14 protein-coding genes and 1 tRNA gene are annotated in these 18,650 nt (G+C 64.1%); 6 read left to right on the top strand and 9 right to left on the bottom strand.

All coding sequences use genetic code 11. From position 1 onward, the window contains the following. The first annotated feature begins 51 nt into the window (after positions 1-51). Positions 52-2,268, top strand: coding sequence for a TonB-dependent receptor (locus tag HQR01_RS00670; protein ID WP_173211886.1), 2,217 nt, complete (start codon positions 52-54; stop codon positions 2,266-2,268). A 56-nt stretch (positions 2,269-2,324) separates the two neighbouring features. On the opposite strand, the gene HQR01_RS00665 is transcribed toward HQR01_RS00670, so the two are convergent. From HQR01_RS00665 to purC, 3 genes are all read right to left on the bottom strand, one after another. After that, positions 2,325-5,153: a M16 family metallopeptidase gene (locus tag HQR01_RS00665; RefSeq protein WP_173211885.1), complete on the bottom strand. Its 2,829-nt coding sequence runs from the start codon at positions 5,151-5,153 to the stop codon at positions 2,325-2,327. A gap of 58 nt (positions 5,154-5,211) precedes the next feature. Beyond that, a complete protein-coding gene (locus HQR01_RS00660) occupies positions 5,212-7,254 on the bottom strand; it encodes a DUF3857 domain-containing protein (RefSeq protein WP_173211884.1) in 2,043 nt (680 codons plus the stop codon). Positions 7,255-7,322: 68 nt separating this feature from the next. Next, on the bottom strand, positions 7,323-8,126 hold the full coding sequence (gene purC / locus HQR01_RS00655) for a phosphoribosylaminoimidazolesuccinocarboxamide synthase (protein ID WP_173211883.1): 804 nt from the start codon (positions 8,124-8,126) through the stop codon (positions 7,323-7,325). 177 nt (positions 8,127-8,303) lie between these two features. On the opposite strand from purC, the gene HQR01_RS00650 reads away from it, so the two are divergent. The 3 genes from HQR01_RS00650 to HQR01_RS00640 are packed head-to-tail and all read left to right on the top strand — an operon-like array spanning position 8,304 to position 11,289. Then, positions 8,304-9,419, top strand: a complete 1,116-nt coding sequence (locus HQR01_RS00650) for an 8-amino-7-oxononanoate synthase (protein WP_234030205.1) — start codon at positions 8,304-8,306, stop codon at positions 9,417-9,419. Then, positions 9,416-10,036: a dethiobiotin synthase gene (bioD, locus tag HQR01_RS00645; protein ID WP_173211881.1), complete on the top strand. Its 621-nt coding sequence runs from the start codon at positions 9,416-9,418 to the stop codon at positions 10,034-10,036. Before HQR01_RS00650 ends, bioD begins: the two co-directional genes overlap by 4 nt. Further along, complete coding sequence (locus tag HQR01_RS00640; protein WP_173211880.1) at positions 10,033-11,289, top strand: adenosylmethionine--8-amino-7-oxononanoate transaminase; 1,257 nt, start codon at positions 10,033-10,035, stop codon at positions 11,287-11,289. The genes bioD and HQR01_RS00640 overlap by 4 nt, the downstream gene beginning before the upstream one ends. On the opposite strand, the gene HQR01_RS00635 is transcribed toward HQR01_RS00640, so the two are convergent. After that, positions 11,286-12,593, bottom strand: coding sequence for a cation:proton antiporter (locus tag HQR01_RS00635; RefSeq protein WP_173211879.1), 1,308 nt, complete (start codon positions 12,591-12,593; stop codon positions 11,286-11,288). The two genes, HQR01_RS00640 and HQR01_RS00635, sit on opposite strands and share 4 nt — an antisense overlap. Before the next feature lie 75 nt (positions 12,594-12,668). Between HQR01_RS00635 and HQR01_RS00630 the strand changes: the two genes are divergently transcribed. Further along, positions 12,669-13,565: a hypothetical protein gene (locus tag HQR01_RS00630; RefSeq protein WP_173211878.1), complete on the top strand. Its 897-nt coding sequence runs from the start codon at positions 12,669-12,671 to the stop codon at positions 13,563-13,565. Positions 13,566-13,570: 5 nt separating this feature from the next. On the opposite strand, the gene HQR01_RS00625 is transcribed toward HQR01_RS00630, so the two are convergent. The 5 genes from HQR01_RS00625 to infA all read right to left on the bottom strand — a co-directional run bounded on the left by HQR01_RS00625 (position 13,571) and on the right by infA (position 15,699). After that, a tRNA-Phe gene (locus HQR01_RS00625) sits at positions 13,571-13,645 on the bottom strand. An 89-nt stretch (positions 13,646-13,734) separates the two neighbouring features. Beyond that, positions 13,735-13,920 (bottom strand): DNA gyrase inhibitor YacG, encoded by a 186-nt coding sequence (locus tag HQR01_RS00620; RefSeq protein WP_173211877.1) that lies wholly within the window; start codon positions 13,918-13,920, stop codon positions 13,735-13,737. Then, positions 13,917-14,879, bottom strand: coding sequence for a ribonuclease E/G family protein (locus HQR01_RS00615; RefSeq protein ID WP_173211876.1), 963 nt, complete (start codon positions 14,877-14,879; stop codon positions 13,917-13,919). Before HQR01_RS00615 ends, HQR01_RS00620 begins: the two co-directional genes overlap by 4 nt. Next, complete coding sequence (locus HQR01_RS00610) at positions 14,872-15,447, bottom strand: Maf family protein (protein WP_173211875.1); 576 nt, start codon at positions 15,445-15,447, stop codon at positions 14,872-14,874. The genes HQR01_RS00615 and HQR01_RS00610 overlap by 8 nt, the downstream gene beginning before the upstream one ends. A 6-nt stretch (positions 15,448-15,453) precedes the next feature. Then, a complete protein-coding gene (gene infA, locus HQR01_RS00605; RefSeq protein WP_047806247.1) occupies positions 15,454-15,699 on the bottom strand; it encodes a translation initiation factor IF-1 in 246 nt (81 codons plus the stop codon). A 223-nt stretch (positions 15,700-15,922) separates the two neighbouring features. On the opposite strand from infA, the gene HQR01_RS00600 reads away from it, so the two are divergent. Next, a complete protein-coding gene (locus tag HQR01_RS00600) occupies positions 15,923-18,649 on the top strand; it encodes a TonB-dependent receptor (protein ID WP_173211874.1) in 2,727 nt (908 codons plus the stop codon). The last annotated feature ends 1 nt before the right edge of the window (position 18,650 follow it).

Below are 18,650 nucleotides of genomic sequence, written 5' to 3'. Positions count from 1 at the left end.
TCCAAATGTCCGCGGTCGGATCGCCACGGGCTCAAGCAGGACTAACCATCCATGACCATTCGCTCCACTGCCGCTCGCTTCCTCGGGACGAGCATGATTGCCATCGCGGCTTTCGCTTCGCAGCCCGTCCTCGCCCAGGACGACGCATCCGACGATGCGGAAGCGGGCCAGCTCAACACCATCATCGTGACCGCCAACCGTCGCGAAGAGAACCTGCAGGACGTCGCCGTGTCTGCAGCAACGCTCGACGCCGACACGGTCAAGACCATCTTCGATTCGGGCGCTGAAGTAACCGCGCTTGCCGCTCGCGTGCCGGGCCTGTTCATCGAAAGTTCGAACGGTCGCGCCGCACCGCGCTTCTACATCCGCGGCCTCGGCAACACCGACTTCGACCTTGCTGCATCGCAGCCGGTGTCGGTGGTGATGGACGATATCGTGATGGAAAACGTCACGCTGAAGTCCTTCCCGATTTTCGATATCGAGCGGGTCGAAGTGCTGCGCGGGCCGCAGGGAACCCTGTTTGGCCGCAACACGCCGGCCGGTATCGTCAAGATCGACACGGTGCGCCCGGGTGACGAACTCGCCTTCCAGGGTTCGGCCAGCTACGGCACCTTCAATTCGCTCTCGCTCGAAGCGGGCCTGACCGTTCCGATCGCCCCCGGCATCGCGTCGCTGCGCGTTTCGGGGCTCTACCAGCACCGCGACAACTGGGTCGACAACGGCTACACTGATCAGGATGACGTGCTTGGCGGGTTCGACGAAATCGCGGGCCGCGCGCAGCTGCTGCTCACCCCGACTGATGAGCTGAGCATCCTCAGCTCGGTCCAGTTCCGCGACCTCGACGGCACCTCGACCCTGTTCCGCGCCAATATCCTTGGCCCGGGCAACAACGACCTCAACGAAAACTATGACCGCGACACCGTGTTCTACGATGCCGGCGGCGGCAATGAGGCGGGCTACAAGGGCTTCATCACTTCGACCAAGATCGATTACGACTTCGGCGGCGCCACGCTGACCTCGATCACCGCCTGGGCCAATAGCAGCGGTTCGAGCCGCGGCGACATCGATGGCGGCTTCGGTGCTTCGTTCCTGCCTGAGATGGGCCCGGGTTTCATCCCGTTCCCATCGGACACGCAAGACTCGATCGATCTCAACCAGTTCACCCAGGAAGTTCGGCTGGCCTCGGCTGACACGGGTGCTTTCACCTGGCAGATCGGTGGCTTCTACTTCAACAGCGGCTTCGACGTGACCACAGTCGGCTTCGACTTCCCGCCGCCGGTGACCGTCAATCACACCAACGAAAGCTGGGCGGTGTTCGGCCAGGGCACGTACAAGCTGAGCGACCGCGCCAAGCTTACCGCGGGCCTGCGCTACACCGACGACGAGAAGGACTTCGTCGTTCTGGCGGGCGCCGCGCCGCAGCCGACCCATGTGGAAGACAGCCGCGTGAGCTGGGACCTTGCCGGTTTCTTCGACGTGTCGGATGACGCCAGCGTCTTCGCACGCGTTGCGAGCGGCTTCCGCGCTCCGACGATCCAGGGCCGCGACGTCGCCTTCTTCTCAGCCCCGTCGGTTGCGACCAGCGAGAAGATCATGAGCTACGAAGTCGGCTTCAAGTCGGAACTCGCCGATCGCCGCGTGCGCCTCAACGGCGCGGTCTACTACTACACGATCGAGGATCCGCAATTCTCGGCCGTGGGTGGTGCGGGTAACCTCGTGCAGCTGGTCAACGCAGACAAGGGTCGCGGCTTCGGCTTCGAACTCGACAGCGCCTTCCAGATCACCCCTGACTTCCTGCTCACGGCCGGCGTCAGCTGGAACGACACGAAGATCCAGGACGAAACGCTGGCGGTTGGCATCTGCGCGCAGTGCACCGTGACCGATCCGACGGTCGTGCTCTCGGGCAACACGCGTGCACTGGTGGACGGCAACCCGTTCCCCAACGCGCCCGAGTGGATTGCCGACGTGACCGCGCGCTATGGCTTCCCGGTCGGCAATGACGGAGAGATCTTCTTCTTCACTGACTGGACCTATCAGGGGAAGACCAACTTCTTCCTCTATGAGAGCCGCGAATTCAATGCGAACAACCAGTTCGAAGGTGGCCTGCGGATCGGCTATGCCAAGCAGGACGGCAGCTTCGAGGTTGCGGCTTTCGTGCGCAACATCACCAATGCCGATAACGTCAAGGGCGGCATCGACTTCAACAACAACACCGCATTCGTCAACGATCCGCGGATGTTCGGCATCTCGGCCCGCGTGAACTACTGATCACGTAAGGCAGAGCGCCCGGGAAGGGGGCCGGACCGCGAGGTCCGGCCCCTTTTCTATGGGGCTTCGGGGACAACCCGGAATTCGACCGCCTGTGCCGGATCGAGATAGGTCCGCGCCACTGCCTGAAGCTGTTCCGGCGTGATCTCGAGATAGCGATCCTTGGCGGTTACGAACCGTTCGATATCGTCGGCCTGGCTCTGCGCGCGGTCGACATAGTCCATCCACCCGCCATTGCTCTTGAGGCGATTGTCGAGCGTTTCGATGATCGGCTGGCGCGCACGTTGCAGCAGGTCGGCATCGATCGGCTTGTCGCGCAGGCGGGCGACTGTCGCCAGGACCGCATCGCGCGATGCCTCAAGATCGTTCACGTCGATCTGCCCGCCCATGACGAAGGTGCCGTAACCCTTCCAGACATTGGACTGGGAACCGCCGACTTCGGGGCCGTAGGTCTTGCCAAGTTCCTCGCGCAGCGTGTCGGTCAACATGACTCGGGCGACCGATGCGAGCAGGCTCAACTGGCTGTTGAGTTCCCAGTCGCTGTCGTCGGTCGTCGGCCAGATGAACCGTAGCAGCGCCTGGTCCTCCTCGCCACCATGCGTGATCACATGGACCCTGCGCTCGGCGGTGAAGTTACGCGTGCGCTCACCCTGGTCGTAGGACCTGAAAGTAGGTTCGCGTGGTGGCAGTGCGCCCAAAGTGCGCGCGACGAGATCGATCACCGCCTGTTCTTCGAAATCGCCGACGATCCCGATTTCGACCGCGCCATGTGCCAATCGATCGCCGATGGTGTCCTTCAAAACGTCGAAGTTCAGGGCCTGATAGGCCTCGATCGGCTGGCGCGCGAAGCGCGGGTCATTGTCAGAGAGGATGGCATTGGCCGCCTCCGAGGCTGCCGAAGAGGGGGTCTTGCCCAGCCGCGCGAAGAAAGCGGGCAATCCCTGCCGCCACGATCCGAGCCCCTCCGGGCGATAGCCGGGATCGCTCAGCATGGCGGCGATCAGCTGGAGCTGCAGCTCGAGGTCGCGGGGGGTGGTGGACGCCTCGAGACCGAAGCTGTCGTCGCGTTCGCGGAACTGACCGCCGATCGTCCGGCCCGCGAGGATGGTCTGCAACTCGTCGAGGCTGTGCTTGCCGAAGCCGCCCATGGGCAGGAGGCTGGCGAGATCGGTGCCCAGAGGGTTTTCGCGCGTATCGAGCAGCCTGCCACCATCGACGCTCAGGTCCACCCGGATCCTGTCGCGCTCCAGCTCGGTTGGTTTCAGGTTGAGCATCACGCCATTGGCGAAGCGCAGCGTCCGGATGCCCAGCTTTGCGGTGGTGGTATCGGCCACCACGGTCCCCGGCGTACCGAAATCGGTATAGGCCCATTCGGTCACCGCATTGCTTGCAGCGGTATCGACGGGCATGGCGTAGGCTGCCACCACTGCCGCACGCAGTTCGGCCTCGCCACCTTCGGGTGCGGTCTTGCCGGTGAACCGGATCAGCGGGTTGTCGATCAGCGGCCAGTCTGCCTTGAGCGCCGCCAGCACAAGTTGGGGGGTAATCTTGCTTTCAAAACCTTCGAACAGTGCGAGCTGCTCCGCGGCACCATTGGGAACCATGTCGCCGCGCGCGGTGCGCAGGGCGGATGCAGCCCAGCCATCATTGCCGCGCGTCGCTTCCTGCGCGGCTGCGGTTTCGAATGAATTGCGGAAGTTGGCGACCTGCTCTGCCACTTCGGCTTCGGTGAAGCCGTCCTGGATTGCGCGCCGATACTCGGCGATCGCCGCGTCCAGCCCGCGCTTCCAGCCGCCATCCTCGGTCACGACGGCAAGCTGGGTCGAACGGGCGATGTCGAGCGTATCTCCCAATCCCAGATCTGCGCCGCGGAACGGAGGATCTTCCTGCCGGGCAAGTCGTTGCAGGCGTCGGTCGACGATGCGCTCGCCAATAGAGCGCAGCAGGCTGCGCGCACGTTCGGCCTTGGTGTCCGGGGTTTCCACGAAGGGTGCGTGGCGCGACAGGGTCACCGATTCATCCAGCGCGGGATCGAGGTGGATATCGGTGACCCCTGCATAGTTTGGATCCACCGGGCCCGCAGCGGGTTGTTCGGGCGAGGTTGCGGGGCGCCAGTCACCGAACCGCGCGCGGATCTTGCCTTCAACCTTCGCCGGATCGAAGTCTCCAACCACTACCAGCACGGTTGAGGCCGGCACGTACTCCCGTTGCCAGAACGCCTTGAGACCGGCTGCATCGGCGGCTTCCAGCGTTTCCTGGGTGCCGATCGGCAGGCGAGTGGCGATCCGGCCCTCGGGATAGCTGAAGGCCAGGCTGTCGATTACATTCTGCAGGGCATAAGTGTTGCGCACGCGGCGCTCGGACAGCACCACGCCCCGTTCGCGATCGACGGCCTCGGATGCGAAAGTGAGTTCGCTCGCGGTTTCGCGCATCAGCATCAGCGCGGTATCGAGCAATTCGTCGTCGGTGCGCGGCAGGTCGAGCTTGTATTGCGTGTAGTCGAAACTGGTCGAGGCGTTGGTATCCGCTCCGAAGGCAAGGCCCAGGCGTTCGAGCAGCTTGACCATTTCCCCCTCGGGCACATTGGTCGATCCGTTGAAGGCCATGTGCTCGACATAGTGGGCGAAACCGCGTTCATCGTCGCGTTCGTCCAGCGATCCCGCATGGACCAGCATGCGCACCAACGCGGTCCCCTCGGGGCGCTCACCCCGACGCAGAATATAGCGCATGCCGTTGTCGAGCTTGCCGAAGACCCAGCCGTCTGCGGGTTGGATATCGCTGTCGGCGAGATCCCAGTCGGCAGCATTCCAACCCTGCGCTTCGGCCTGGGCGATGGTGGAGGTGGAAAGGAGAAGGGCGAAGGCGAATGCGCGGCGGATCTTCATGGGCATAGAGGTGCCCTAATCTCGCTGCACTGACAACCTGATGAACTGGGGGATCGACTTATGGGGCCACGTCTGGAGGCAAACACGGCGGGTTACTGCCAAGCCAGACTGAATCGGTCGATGCGGGAACCGGCCGCAACTGACCCCATGCATTCATCTTGTTCGCCGGATCATAATATATGTTTGCCTTGGAATTGTCGAAATCATCGATCCGGCCATTGTCTCGTTTAGCTTTTTCAGCCGAAATTTCCGCTTCTTCGACGCGTGAACCGCGCACCATTCGGATGGTGCCATCAACACGTCGTTCCATCATGCGATAATAAAGGCGTCCGAAGATCATCGTGTCGAAAACGGAATTGAAACCCCAATTGTCGAGTGCGGTATCCTTCGGTAGCTTCACTGTGGTCGCATAACAGCTGTAGGCCAGTGTCGAATAATAGGGAGCCGTCTGATCTTGGTCGCTCGGGCGTTGCTTGCGAGTTGGAGGGTTGAAGCCGCCTCCGACCAAGCTCATCGAATAGGCGCCGTCGCCATCGTCATCCCAGTTTGCCTTACCCGTTCCTCTTATGGTCAAGATCCCGGCTTGAGTCATGCGGTCGAAACGATAGTCGACGGACTCGATTTCATCCCAATTAGGGTCGCTGGCAAGGGAGTTGCGCATTCCGGTTTCAAGTTGGTCCTTGGTCAGCGCCGAGAGCTGGCTGTGCAAGACGAGCCCGTCAACGCCACGTACGACGCGGGTCGATGTGATATGGGCAGGAACGTCGAAACCCCCGCTCGCGTCAATTTCATAGAGGCCCATTTCGAGCGGTAGCTGCGGTGGCGTTGCGGGCAACCTCTCAAGCGCGGAACCCTTTTGTGAGAGAGGCAGAACCCAGCGATAGTTCAGCAACGGCCGAACCAGCGGCGGATAGTCACCGGGGAAGGTGCCATCGAGCCACCAGTGCTTCCCGTCAATCTTGGCGCGAACCAACACATGGTCGAAGGCAGCGGGGCTCGGGAGGCGCTGGTCGAGGCCGTCGTCTAGGCCGCCGTTGTTCGCAAGCACAGCTTCGGCTTCGACACCCAATTCACGTAGAAGAGCGAGCAGCAGCACCGTCTTGCCTTTGCAATCACCGTAGCGTCGTTCCCAAGTCAGGTCGGCGCTGGCAGGTGTGATGTTTCCGCCATCCAGTCCCACGTAGATATACCGCACTTGCTCCTGCACCAGCTTCAGGGCGGCTTTGGCTCGTTCCATCGGATCGGCGCTCGCCGCGGCAATCCGCTTGACCTCTTCGGTTAATGGGGAGTCTGGTTTGAGGCGGCTTGGTGCGTTGAATATGATGGATACTTTGGCGGAAAGATCCTCCCAGCGGGCAAAATCGCTGTACTCGCTGACGCGCTGTAAAGCGTAACGTAGTGGAGCCTCTATCGGCGCCGCCAGGGGCTTGGCGTTGTCTACCCTGATATCGAAGGCGTTGGATGATCGCGTTGCGATGTCGGTCAGGGCGGGCGGAAGCTTGATGTTGGGTTCCTGGCCGTCCTCCCAGCTCAGGCCAAGCCGAATGCGTCCCGGTGGTGGTACATCACCTAGAAACAAGGCACCATAACTGAGCTCGCGAAGGCTAGGGTCCTGTGTCCGGGTGGTGGCCGCGAATTCTAGCTCATCCCCGACGCGTAGGTCCGGTACGCGCAAGACCGCAGTAAGCTTGCCATCCAGCAAAGCCTGTTCGAGCTGATCTTCTCGGCGCAGTATCTCGAAACCAGTCTTCTCCAGCACGTCGATTGTTTGACCGTCGCGGTGGATCAAAACGCGATGAACGATTGGCCTGCCGGCCGCGGGGTCCCATTCGAGTGAGATATTCCCCAATTGAAGGGCTTGGGGGTGAAGCAACTTGTAGGTTTGCCCGACGAAGTTCGATTGCCCAGCGGAATCCAGGTGCACCAAGGCATCCTGCCTCTCGATAAAGAAGAGGCCCGATGCATCTTCAGGCGCCGCTAGCCGTTCCGACTCCGTAACCCACGCAGGTGGTGGGCCGTATTCGACTGTGTCTGACTGCGCCAGCGCCGCAGTCGATGCAATTACTGATGTAAAGGCGAGATAGTACTTGAGTAATTGCATTGCGACCCCCGTTCCTGTGACTGCAGTCACAGGCCGAGAATTGCGCAAAAACTATCTAGCTACAAGGCCTACTTCTTCGGCTTGACCGGACTCCGCAGCCGTCCGCGGTGTGCATTCATGTCGAGCACTTCGCCTGGGCCACTGTCGTCATTCTGCAGGATGCCAAGACGACGCGCGACTTCCTGGTAGGCCTCGCTCTCGCCGCCGAGGTCACGGCGGAAGCGGTCCTTGTCGAGTTTTTCGCCGGTGTTGATGTCCCACAGGCGGCAGCCGTCGGGGCTGATCTCGTCGGCCAGGATCACGCGGCTGTAGTCGCCGTCCCAAATGCGGCCGAACTCGAGCTTGAAATCGATCAGGCGGATATCGATCGCGCTGAACATGCCGCACAGGAAATCGTTGATGCGGATCGCCATGCTCGAGATGTCCTGCATCTCTTCATGGCTGCACCAGTTGAAGCAGGCGATTTCCTCTTCCGAAACCAGCGGATCGCCGAGGCCGTCGTCCTTGTAGCAATATTCGAGCAGCGTGTGCGGCAGCAGTTCGCCTTCCTCGATGCCCAGCCGACGGCTGAGCGAGCCGGCGGCGACATTGCGCACGATCACTTCGAGTGGGATGATCTCTACCTGGCGGATCAGCTGCTCGCGCATGTTCAAGCGGCGGATGAAGTGCGTGGGAATGCCGATGTGCGACAGGCGGGTAAAAACGAACTCGCTAATGCGGTTGTTGATCACGCCCTTGCCGTTGATCGTGCCCTTCTTCTGCGCGTTGAAGGCGGTCGCATCGTCCTTGAAATACTGGATCAGCGTGCCCGGTTCGGGGCCTTCGTAGAGGATCTTGGCCTTGCCTTCGTAGATCTGGCGGCGACGTGCCATGGGCAGGTATTCCTTCGCGCTCAAAAGCATGCGCCCCGGTGGCGGAATCGGCTGGCGACCGCGACCCGGGGCGTTCACCCGGCGCATACAGAAGCGCGCGTGCGAAAGCAATTGCGGCGGGCAGGTGCGGTGGGTAGCGGGCGCCGGATGATTGTCGAGAGTCGCACTCACTTACCATTGATCCCACAGATTGAAGACCTGGAAGGCCTGGAAGGGTTGGGACGGCTGCGCACCCTTGCACCGCGTCAAGGTGTTGATTTTGCTTCGAACGACTACCTCGCGCTGGCTGGTTCACGTCGGCTTGCCAAGGCCGCACATGCGGCGTTGGAGCGGGGCGTGCCAACGGGGTCGGGCGGGTCGCGGCTCTTGCGGGGCAACCACCCCGAACACGAAGCGCTGGAGGTGGAGGCGGCGCGTTTCTTTGGCAGCGAGGCGGCGATCTGGTTTGCCACCGGTTTCGCCGCCAACAGCGCGCTGCTGTCGACGCTGCCGCAGCGGGGGGACTGCGTCTTCCATGACGAGCTGGTGCATGCCAGCGCGCATGAGGGACTCCGGCTGTCGCGGGCCGAGGCACGCGCGGTGCCGCACAATGATGCGCAGGCTATCGACGATGGGATCCATGAGTGGCGGCGCGCCGGAGCGATCGGAACCCCGTGGATCGTGGTCGAGAGTCTTTACAGCATGGACGGCGACCACGCGCCGCTGGCAGAGCTTGCGTGGATTGCCGAGCGGCACGGTGCGATACTGGTGGTCGATGATGCCCATGCGACCGGGGTCTTCGGACCCAACGGGCGTGGACTCGCTGCCGGACTTGAGGGGCGGGACGATGTGATCGTGCTCCATACTCTCGGCAAGGCGCTGGGCTGCGAGGGGGCGCTACTGACCGGGCCGCGCGCGATGCGCGATCATTTGGTGAACCGCGGGCGGGGTTTCATCTTCTCCACCGCGCCGTCGCCGTTGATGGCGGCTGTGGCGCGTGAGGCTTTGCGTATCTGCGCCGACGAACCCGAACGTCGCAGGGCTCTGCAATCGCTGGTCGACCATGCCGCGCGCGTGTTGGAACCCCTGGGCGCGCGGGTAAGCGGATCACAGATCCTGCCATTGGTGATTGGGGACGACAAGCGCACCATGGAGGTCGCGCGCCGCGTCCAGCAGGCGGGCTTTGATCTGCGCGGCATTCGCCCACCGACGGTGCCTGAGGGCACGAGCCGCTTGCGGATCTCCCTCACCCTCAATGTCACGCAAGCGGATGTCGATGCACTCGCGGTGGCGTTGCGGGAGGCGCTGGGATGACCGGTTTCGTCGTCACTGGGACCGATACCGACGTCGGCAAGACCATTTTCGCCGCCGCATTGGCCGGGGCGCTGCGAGGCTGGTACTGGAAGCCGGTCCAGGCCGGGCTGGAGGAGGGAACCGACGCGGCGAGCGTCGCTCGCCTTTCAGGCCTGCCCGCGGATCACATCTTGCCCGAAGCCTATCGCTTTGCCACGCCCTGTTCGCCGCATCGTGCCGCCGAGATTGACGGAGTGACAATCGCCTCCTCCCGGCTGGCGCTGCCGCCGCAGCGTCCGTTGGTGGCGGAAGGGGCAGGGGGCGCGCTGGTCCCGCTGGGTGGAGACTTGCTCTACGCCGACCTCTTTGCCCTCTGGGGCCTGCCGGTGATCGTTGTCGCGCGGACCGGGTTGGGCACGATCAACCATTCGCTGATGACGATCGAGGTGCTGCGCGCGCGCGGGTGCAAGGTGCACGGCGTGGCCTTCATCGGCGATGCGGTGGAGGACAGCGAAGCGACGATTGCGCGCCTGGGTCAGGTGCGGCGGCTGGGGCGCCTGCCGTGGCTGCCCGAGCTGAATGCCAACACGCTGGCGAAGGCGTTCGCCGATGGCTTCGACCTGGGTGATTTCGCATGAACAACTCCCCCGTCTGGCATCCCTTCACCCAGCACGGGCTGGGCGAGCCGGTCCCGCTGGTCACCCGAGCCGAAGGTGCTGCGCTGTACACCGCCGATGGATGCCGGGTGATCGACGCTATCTCGAGCTGGTGGGTGACCACGCACGGTCACTGCCATCCGCGCATCATGTCCGCGGTGTGCGAACAGGCCGAACGGTTAGACCAGATGATTTTCGCCGGCTGGACACATCAACCCGCGGAAGAGGTCGCCGCCGAGCTGTGCAGGATCATGCCCGACGAGCTGACCCGGGTGTTCTTCTCCGACAGCGGATCGACCTCGGTTGAGGTGGCGCTGAAGATGGCGCTCGGCCATTTTGCCAATCGCGGCGAGCCGCGCCACCGGCTGGTGGTGATGGAACATTCCTATCACGGCGACACGATCGGGGCGATGTCGGTCGGCGCGCGCGGCGTCTTCAATGCCGCCTATGCCCCGTTGCTGTTCGACGTCGGGCGTATTCCCTTTCCGGGTGAGGACCCGCAGGCGACCTTCGATGCGCTGGAAGCGGAATGCCGCAAGGGTGCGGCGGCCTTCATCGTCGAGCCGCTGGTTCTCGGCGCGGGCGGGATGCTGATGTATCCGGCCCACATCCTCGCCCAGATGCACGCCATATGCGCCAAGTATGGCGTGCTGTTGATTGCCGATGAGGTCATGACTGCCTGGGGGCGGACGGGAACGCTTCTGGCCTGCGAGCACGCGGGCGTGGTGCCGGATATCCTCTGTCTTTCCAAAGGCTTGACTGGCGGCTCCTTGCCCCTGGCGGTGACGATGGCGAGCGAGGCGATCTGGGAATCGCACTTCTCGCGGGACCGCTCGAAGACCTTCTTCCACTCGTCGAGCTATACTGCCAACCCGCTCGCCTGCGCAGCCGCCGCGGCGAACCTGGCGATCTGGCGGGAAGAACCGGTGCGCGAACGGATTGCCTCGCTCGCGGAGCGGCAACAGGCGCATCTCGCGGCATTGTCCAACCACCGCGCAGTCCGCAACGCACGGCAATGCGGGACGATCGCTGCGCTGGAACTGGGCAGTGCGGAAGGCGCCTATCTGTCCGACCTCGGTCCGCGCCTGCTCAGGCGGTTTCGCGAGAGGGACCTGCTGCTGCGCCCACTGGGCAATACCGTCTATGTGATGCCGCCCTTTTGTATCGACGACAGCGACTTGGCGCAAATATGGGGCGCGATCGGCGAGGCCGCGGATGACCTGGCCGAGGCCTAGTGCACGGCGCGCGACGGCGTGTCCTCTACCGCGGGAGCATGATCGTCCTTCAGCTTGGCAATCAGCCGCCCCAGCGTGGCGCGCTGGACCAGCACGCTGAACAGCACCGCGGCAAAGGTTGCGGCAAGGATCAGTTCGCGGGTTTCGCCGGGCGGAAGTGAGAGCACCAGCGCGATCGATATGCCGCCGCGCAGGCCGCCCCAGACCAGCACGCGCCCCGCGCCTTTTTCCGACAGCCGCGTCGCCGGGATGGCCTTGGTCGACAAGGCGACCGAGATGGCGCGCGCAGCCAGGGTCAGCGGGATTGCGGCGAGCCCGAACAACAGGTCGTCGATGCCCGGCGCCAGCGCGATCATCTCCAGCCCGATCAGCAGGAACAGGACGGAATTGAGTAACTCGTCGACCAGCTCCCAGAACTTGAGGACATAGTCGCGGGTCACATCGCTCATCGCAAAGGTAACCCCCTGGTTGCCGATCAGCAGGCCGGCGACCGCCATCGCCAGCGGACCCGAGACATGCAAGCTCGAACACAGCGCATAGCCGCCCATAACGATGGCGAGCGTGATCAGCACCTCCAGCGTATATTCGTCCATGCTGGCGAGCGCGTGATAGCCGACCCAGCCGAAAACCAGCCCGACCAGTACGCCGCCGCCGGCCTCCAGCGCGAACAGTCGCGCGCCTTCGGTCAGCGAGAAATCCGCCCCGGTCAGCGCCGCACCGAGCAGGATCGAAAAGACCACGATGCCCACGCCGTCGTTGAACAGGCTTTCGCCCGCGACCGCGCTTTGCAGCGACAGGGGAACGGCTTCCTCGCGCAGCACGCCGAGCACCGAGACCGGATCGGTGGGCGAGATCAATGCGCCGAAGACAAAGTACCAGATCGGGGCGATCGGCAGTCCCAGCGCCAGCCCTGCACCCCAGGCCGCGAAGCCGACCAGTATGGTCGAGACGATGACCCCGACGGTGGAGAGCATCAGCACCGGCAACCACGCTACCTTCAGCCGGTCGAGATCGACATGCAGCGCGCCGGCGAAGAGCAGGAAGCTGAGCATCCCCTGCAGCAGCGTCTCGGTGAAATTGAGCTCTGCCAGCAGGTTCGTCACCCAATCGTCGAGCGTGACGCCGGGGATGAAGGCATTGGTGGCCATCAGCCCGATAGCGGCCAAGGCGCCCATCACCGTCAGCCCGATCACATGCGGCAGCTTGATGAAATGATGGTTGAACCAGCCGAGGAGAGCCGAGGCGACCACCAGCAAGGCGGCCATGTCGAAAGCGGAGAGCGCGTCGGAAGCGGTTTCGTGCATGGCAGGTGGCGTAGCCTGTGCGACGCGGCAGGTGAAGCTTGCGCGGCCCCGGATGCCCGGGCAACATTGCCCCGCATGCACCGCTATTTCCATTCAGGCCTATCGGTCGCGTCAGAGATCGAGCTGCCCGAATGGGCCGCCTTTGCAGGTGGCGATGCAGACGAGCCCGATGTGACTATCGTCCTATCGGAGGGGCACATGCCCGATTTCCCGGCGAATGGCGCAATCTTCGCACACGGTGATACGGTAAGCTTCGCGGTCGAGGGCGTCGGCGGATGGAAGCTCGAGCGCGGATGCGTAATGACGCTCTATCCCAGCCTCGCCGCCGATCCGCGCGAGTTGCGCTTGTTTACGCTGGGCAGCGCATGGGGCCTGCTCGGCTACCAACGGGGCCATGCCATGTGGCACGGCAGCGCAGTGGAACGCGGCGGGCGCGCAGTGCTGTTCTGTGGCGATTCGGGCGAGGGAAAGAGCACCATGGCCGCTGCCGCAATCGCGAGTGGCGCAGCCCTGGTTGCCGACGATCTCAGCCGGGTCGAGCTGGGCGGGGGCGCCGCACTGCTCCACCCGTCGAGCGCGCGGATCAAGCTGTGGAGCCAAGCGATCGACCAGCTTGGTTGGCGCGATCGCGTGACGGAGCGCGACTGGATGCGCGAGGACAAGTTCCACTGTTCGGTACCATCGCACCATGCGGGCGACGACCCATTGCCACTCGCTGCAATCGTGGTGCTGGCGACCGGCGAGACGCTGGCCCTCGAGCCGCTCATCGGCGGCGAGGCGCTCAAGGCTGTGCTGGCGGGCACAATCTACCGGCCCGATGCGCTCGAGGCGATGGGCCTGTGGGGCGAGCAAGGCGCGCTCGCGGCGCGGGTGGTGGCACAGGTGCCGGTGTTCAGGCTCACGCGACCGCGCGATCTTGCTGTGCTGGACAGCGCGGTCAGGCTGGTCTGGGAAGGGCTATCGCTCGGGTAGCGAAGTGGTGCCCAGGGGCGGAGTCGAACCACCGACACGACGATTTTCAGTCGTCTGCTCTACCACTGAGCTACCCGGGCACACTGCTTCGGCGAAGGGGCTGCAAGAGCCCCGCGAGCAATGAGTGCGCGCCTATGGCGAAGGCCTGCGCGCTTGGCAAGGGGGTAATTCAGTCGTCCTCGCCCCGCAGTACCTCGCGGGCAATTTCCTCCGGCTGCGCGGGGCGGCCGGGCACGGCGTAGCCATCGCCGAACCATTGCGCCAGGTCGCGATCCCGGCAGCGGGGCGAGCAGAAGGGCGCGAACTCGGCGCTGCGGGGTTTCCTACAAATGGGGCAGGGTTTGGTCGTGCTCATAGCGGCACGCTCTGGGCCTGCGCCGCTTCGATCGCAAGTCCGGGATTGGTTTCGACGCGCGTGGGTCGACCGGTGCGGCGTTCTAGCTCCGCAAACCACTCTGGCGTGAGCTTTGCCTTGAGCGCGGGATGTACGGAGAGCAACGTCGCACCGGGTCCTTCGACCATTTCCGCGCGACGCAGCGCCATTCGCGCGGCCATGCCAACCCGCGAAGAGGCGAAGCGATGGAGGAGCGACGGGCCGTCCAGCCGTGCCACGATATGCACGAAACCGAAGCCGTTCATGGCCGTACGCTCATGCGGCCAGTCGGCGAATGCGTCTTCGAGCGCGGAATCGACTGCCTTGCGGTCTGCCTTGGCCTCGAGTGTCGGGAAATCGATCCCGATCGACCCGCCAAGGTCGAACATCGGCAACGCGCGGGCGAGCGCGGGTACGGCTGCCAGCGCCAGTTCGCGGGAGGGCAGGTCGCCGTCGATATCGACCACCGTCATTGCCGGGGTCACGCTGAACAGCAGTGAGCCACCGGGAAACGATACTTCGCCCGATGCAGCCGCATCCCAAACCTCTTCCCAGAGGCCGGGAGCGAACCGGCGCAGCGTGTTGCCGCGTTCGAAAATGTCTGCTGACCCATCGGGCGTCGCGGTGCCTGCAGATGCATGGCGTGCCTGAGGGCGCTTGAGTCGCCCGGTTTCGGCGATGGCAGCGCGGGTGATCACGGCATCGAAGCTCATACCTTCCGACAGTCCAGCGGGTAGCTTGTCCACCAGGACCTCGGTGCCTCCGGCATCGCGGGCGACCCCGCGACTGGCCCCGGTCGGCTTGGAGTACAGCGTCAGCTTGACCGGCTGCCCGGCATGTAGTTCCCCGGGCCAACGCAGTTTTGCAGCCAGTACCCTATCGCCATCGAGCAGCAACGCTCGCTGCTCGCCGATCCCGTGTTCGACGACCCACTCAGCCAATGGCGAAGCCCGCGGCCTTGAGCAGCGCGCGGGTCTCGTAGAGTGGCAGGCCGACCACGCCCGAATGGCTGCCGTCGATCCGCCGGATCAGGCCCTCGGCCGCACCCTGGATACCGTAGCCGCCGGCCTTGTCGTGCCATTCGCCGCTGGCGAGATAGGCCTCGATCTCTTCGGTCGACAGGCGCTTGAAGATGACAATGGTCTCGCTCAGCCGTTCGCGGATCGTACCATCGGGTGCACGCAGGGCGATGGCCGATAGCACCCGATGCCGACGGCCCGAAATCAGGTCGAGGCACTCGCGCGCGGTCGCCTCGTCTTCTGCCTTGGGCAGGATTCGGCGGCCGACCGCGACCACCGTGTCGCCTGCCAGCACGAAACTGTCAGACGGCGCAGCCACTTCGGCCTTCTCACGCGCCATGCGCCGCGCATAGTCGCGCGGCAACTCGCCCTTCCGGGGAGTCTCGTCGATATCGGAAGGAACGATCGCGTCCGGCGTCACCCCGAGCCGCGCGATCATTTCGCGGCGACGCAGGCTTGCAGACGCGAGGATGAGTGTGGGCTGGCCCACGCGGTCTTACTGCGGGCCGGGGCCGCCGCGACCGGGCATAAAGCGGTAGGTGATGCGCGCCTTGGTCAAATCGTAGGGGGTCAGTTCGCACAGGACCTCGTCGCCCACCAGCACGCGGATACGGTTCTTGCGCATCTTGCCGGCGGTGTGGCCGAGCACTTCGTGACCGTTTTCGAGCTCAACCCGGAACATCGCGTTCGGCAGCAGCTCGACTACCTTGCCGCGCATTTCGAGGAGTTCTTCTTTGGCCATGCAGTTTCAGGTTCCAGTAAATGTGGTGAATTCGTGGCCGCGGCCTTTAGCGGGCGGCGCGCCAAAAGGGAAGCCTCGGTAAGAAAGGTCGTTTCCCGACGGAAAGGCTACATTCATCGACCAGCGACAAAGCGATACAGGAACCGGCCTTGTGCGTGCGAATTCTATTGCGCAATGACCGTGCCGGTGGGGTGAAGCGGTTTCCTCCTTTTTGGGTTTCGTCTTGAGAACGCTTGCCATTTTTTCCGCATCGCTGATTGCCATTGCCTGGAGTGCCGGGGCGCAAGCCCAGGACACCGGGCAGGCTGCGCCGCCGATCAAGGACGAGGCGGAAGGATCGGCATATGATCCCAACACGATCATCGTCTCCGGCGAGCGGATTCGCGGCCAGCTGATCGTCGACCAGCCGCCGGTGGCGGAATATGACGCCGAGGATATCGCCTCGTTCGGCGGTAGCTCGATCGCCGACATCGTCGAGGCGCTGGGGCCTGCGACTTCGAGCGGCCGCGGATCGCGGGGTGGGCGGCCAGTGATCCTGGTCAACGGTATCCGCGTTTCGAGCTTTCGCGAGATATCCTCCTACCCCCCTGAAGCGATTGCAAAGGTGGAAGTTTTCGCCGAAGAGGTGGCTCAGCGCTTCGGGTTCGATCCCGACCAGCGCGTGGTCAATATCGTCCTCAAGGACGATTTTGCCGCACTGACCGCCGAACTCGAGCTCGAAGCCCCTGACAGCGGCGGCTATGCACGCAACCAGCAAGAGGCGACCTATCTCAAGATCGCCGATGGCGGTCGGCTCAACTTCAATCTCAACCTGCAGGACACCAGTGCCCTGACCGAAGCCGAACGTGGCTTCGTCGTTCCTTCGACCATTCCCGGGGTTGCAGACGAAGCTCCGTTCCGTAGCCTCGTTGCGGACAGCTATTCGGCAGCGGGCACCGTCAACTACGCGCGCGCCTTCATCGAAAGCGGCGCTTCGCTCAGCCTCAACGGGACGGCTACACGGACCGAGGGCACTGCGCTTTCCGGCCTGCGTTCGATAGCCGGCACCGTTTCGACGCTGCAGCGGCGCGCCAAGACTGACGCACTCTCGTTCGGTGGCGCCTACAATCGCCGGATCGGCGATTGGCAGGCCAGCCTGACCACCGATGTGGTGCTGGCCAATGCCGATACTGAGATCGACCGCCGCGGCGACACAGGTTTCGATCTGGCCGAATCGCGTTCGCGCACGATCGAGAACAAGGCCACCTTCACTGGCTATCCGCTCGCACTGCCTGCGGGTGATGTAACGACGACGTTCGACGTGGAACTCGAATGGAAGCGGCTGGAAAGCAGCGACACGCGGTCTGCCAGCGAGGTCTCGATTACCCGGCGAAGGCTGCGTACCGGTGCCAATCTGATCGTGCCGATTGCGGAACGCGATGGCGCCTGGGGCGCCATCGGTACCTTGAGTGCCAATTTCTCTGCCGGGATCGAGGATCTTTCGGATTTCGGTTCGCTGACCAGGTGGAGCGCCGGACTCAACTGGTCGCCCTTCGGCAGCCTCAACCTGCAGGCCACGCGCATCTGGCGCGAAAGCGCGCCCAGCATTTCAGCGCTCGGCAATCCGCGGGTCGATACGCTCAACGTGCCCCTGGTCGACTTCGCGACCGGGAATGAGGTCTTCGCCACCGTCGTCAGTGGCGGCAACCCGAACCTGACCGCGGAGACCCAGTCCGACTGGAAATTTGGTGCCAATTGGGAACTGCCGTTCTGGAAGGATACGCGCCTGCAGGTCGACTACGCGGTCAACCGCTCGCGCGACGTCACACTGGCGTCACCGTCCTATACGGCGGCATTCGAGAGTGCCTTCACTGACCGGGTGAGCCGCGACGGCACCGGTGATCTCCAGTTGGTCGATCTGCGCCCGGTTACGCTGTACCGGACCTCCAGCCGCTCGCTCTCCTTTGGCCTCAGCACGCGCGGCACGGTGGGCAAGGCGCGTGCACCGGAAGGGGGTGGCCAGGTCAGTCGCGGGCCGGGCGGTACCGGTGGACAGGGGCGTGGTCCCGGTTTCGATCCGGCGCGCTTCCAGCAGCTGCGGCAACAAGTCTGCGCAGCGCCCGAGGGTACCATGCCCGACCTGTCGCAACTGCCGGAGCAGATGCGCGCGCGCCTGGTGGGACCCGATGGGCAACCCGATCCGGTCAAGGTCATGGAGCTGCGGCAACGTTTCTGCAGCGAGCAGACTGCCCAGCAGTTCGAAGCCATGCGCACCGCGCTGTGCGCCGAGCCTTTCGATCCCGCCAAGCTCCCCCCTGAGATGCTCCAACGGCTCAAGGGACCGGATGGCGAAATCGACCAGGAGCGGCTTTCGCAGATGCGTGCCCGCATGTGCGCACCGGGTGGCGGCGGCGCACCTGCGGCCGGTGGAGCCGGTGGCGCGCGAGGTGGGCCCGGTGGCGTGCCCTTCGGCCGTGGCCCTGGCGGCGACGGGCGGGGGCGCTATTTCATCAATTTCAACCACTCGATCGCCCTCGAGAACGAGATCCAGCTGGCCCAGGGCGGGGCCTTGTTCGACCAGCTTGACGGTGAAGTGATCGGCGGCGGCGTGGTGCCCAAGCACACCTCGACGCTCGAAGGCGGGCTGTTCTGGAACGGCTACGGTGTGCGCCTGTCGGGACGCTACCAGGGCAAGGCGGTGCTGCGCGGCAGCGGCCTGCCTGGATCGAGCGACCTGTTCTATGGCGACATCGCGACCTTCGATGTGCGCCTGTTCGCCGACCTGGGCCAGATCCTCAAGCAAGACGGCGGCTTCCTGAAGGGTTTCCGCGTCGCCTTCGTGGTCGACAACGTCTTCGACACGCGCCGCCGGGTAACCGACGCGCAGGGCAATGTCCCCGACGCCTTCGATCCGCTCCGGCTCGACCCGGTCGGGCGTTATCTCGGCATCGATCTCAGGAAACAGTTCTAGC

Origin of the sequence: Erythrobacter mangrovi, assembly GCF_013260645.1 — a bacterium.
GTDB lineage: Bacteria > Pseudomonadota > Alphaproteobacteria > Sphingomonadales > Sphingomonadaceae > Qipengyuania > Qipengyuania mangrovi.
Note: the sequence above shows the minus strand (reverse complement) of the source record. Positions and strands in the feature narration are given on the sequence as shown.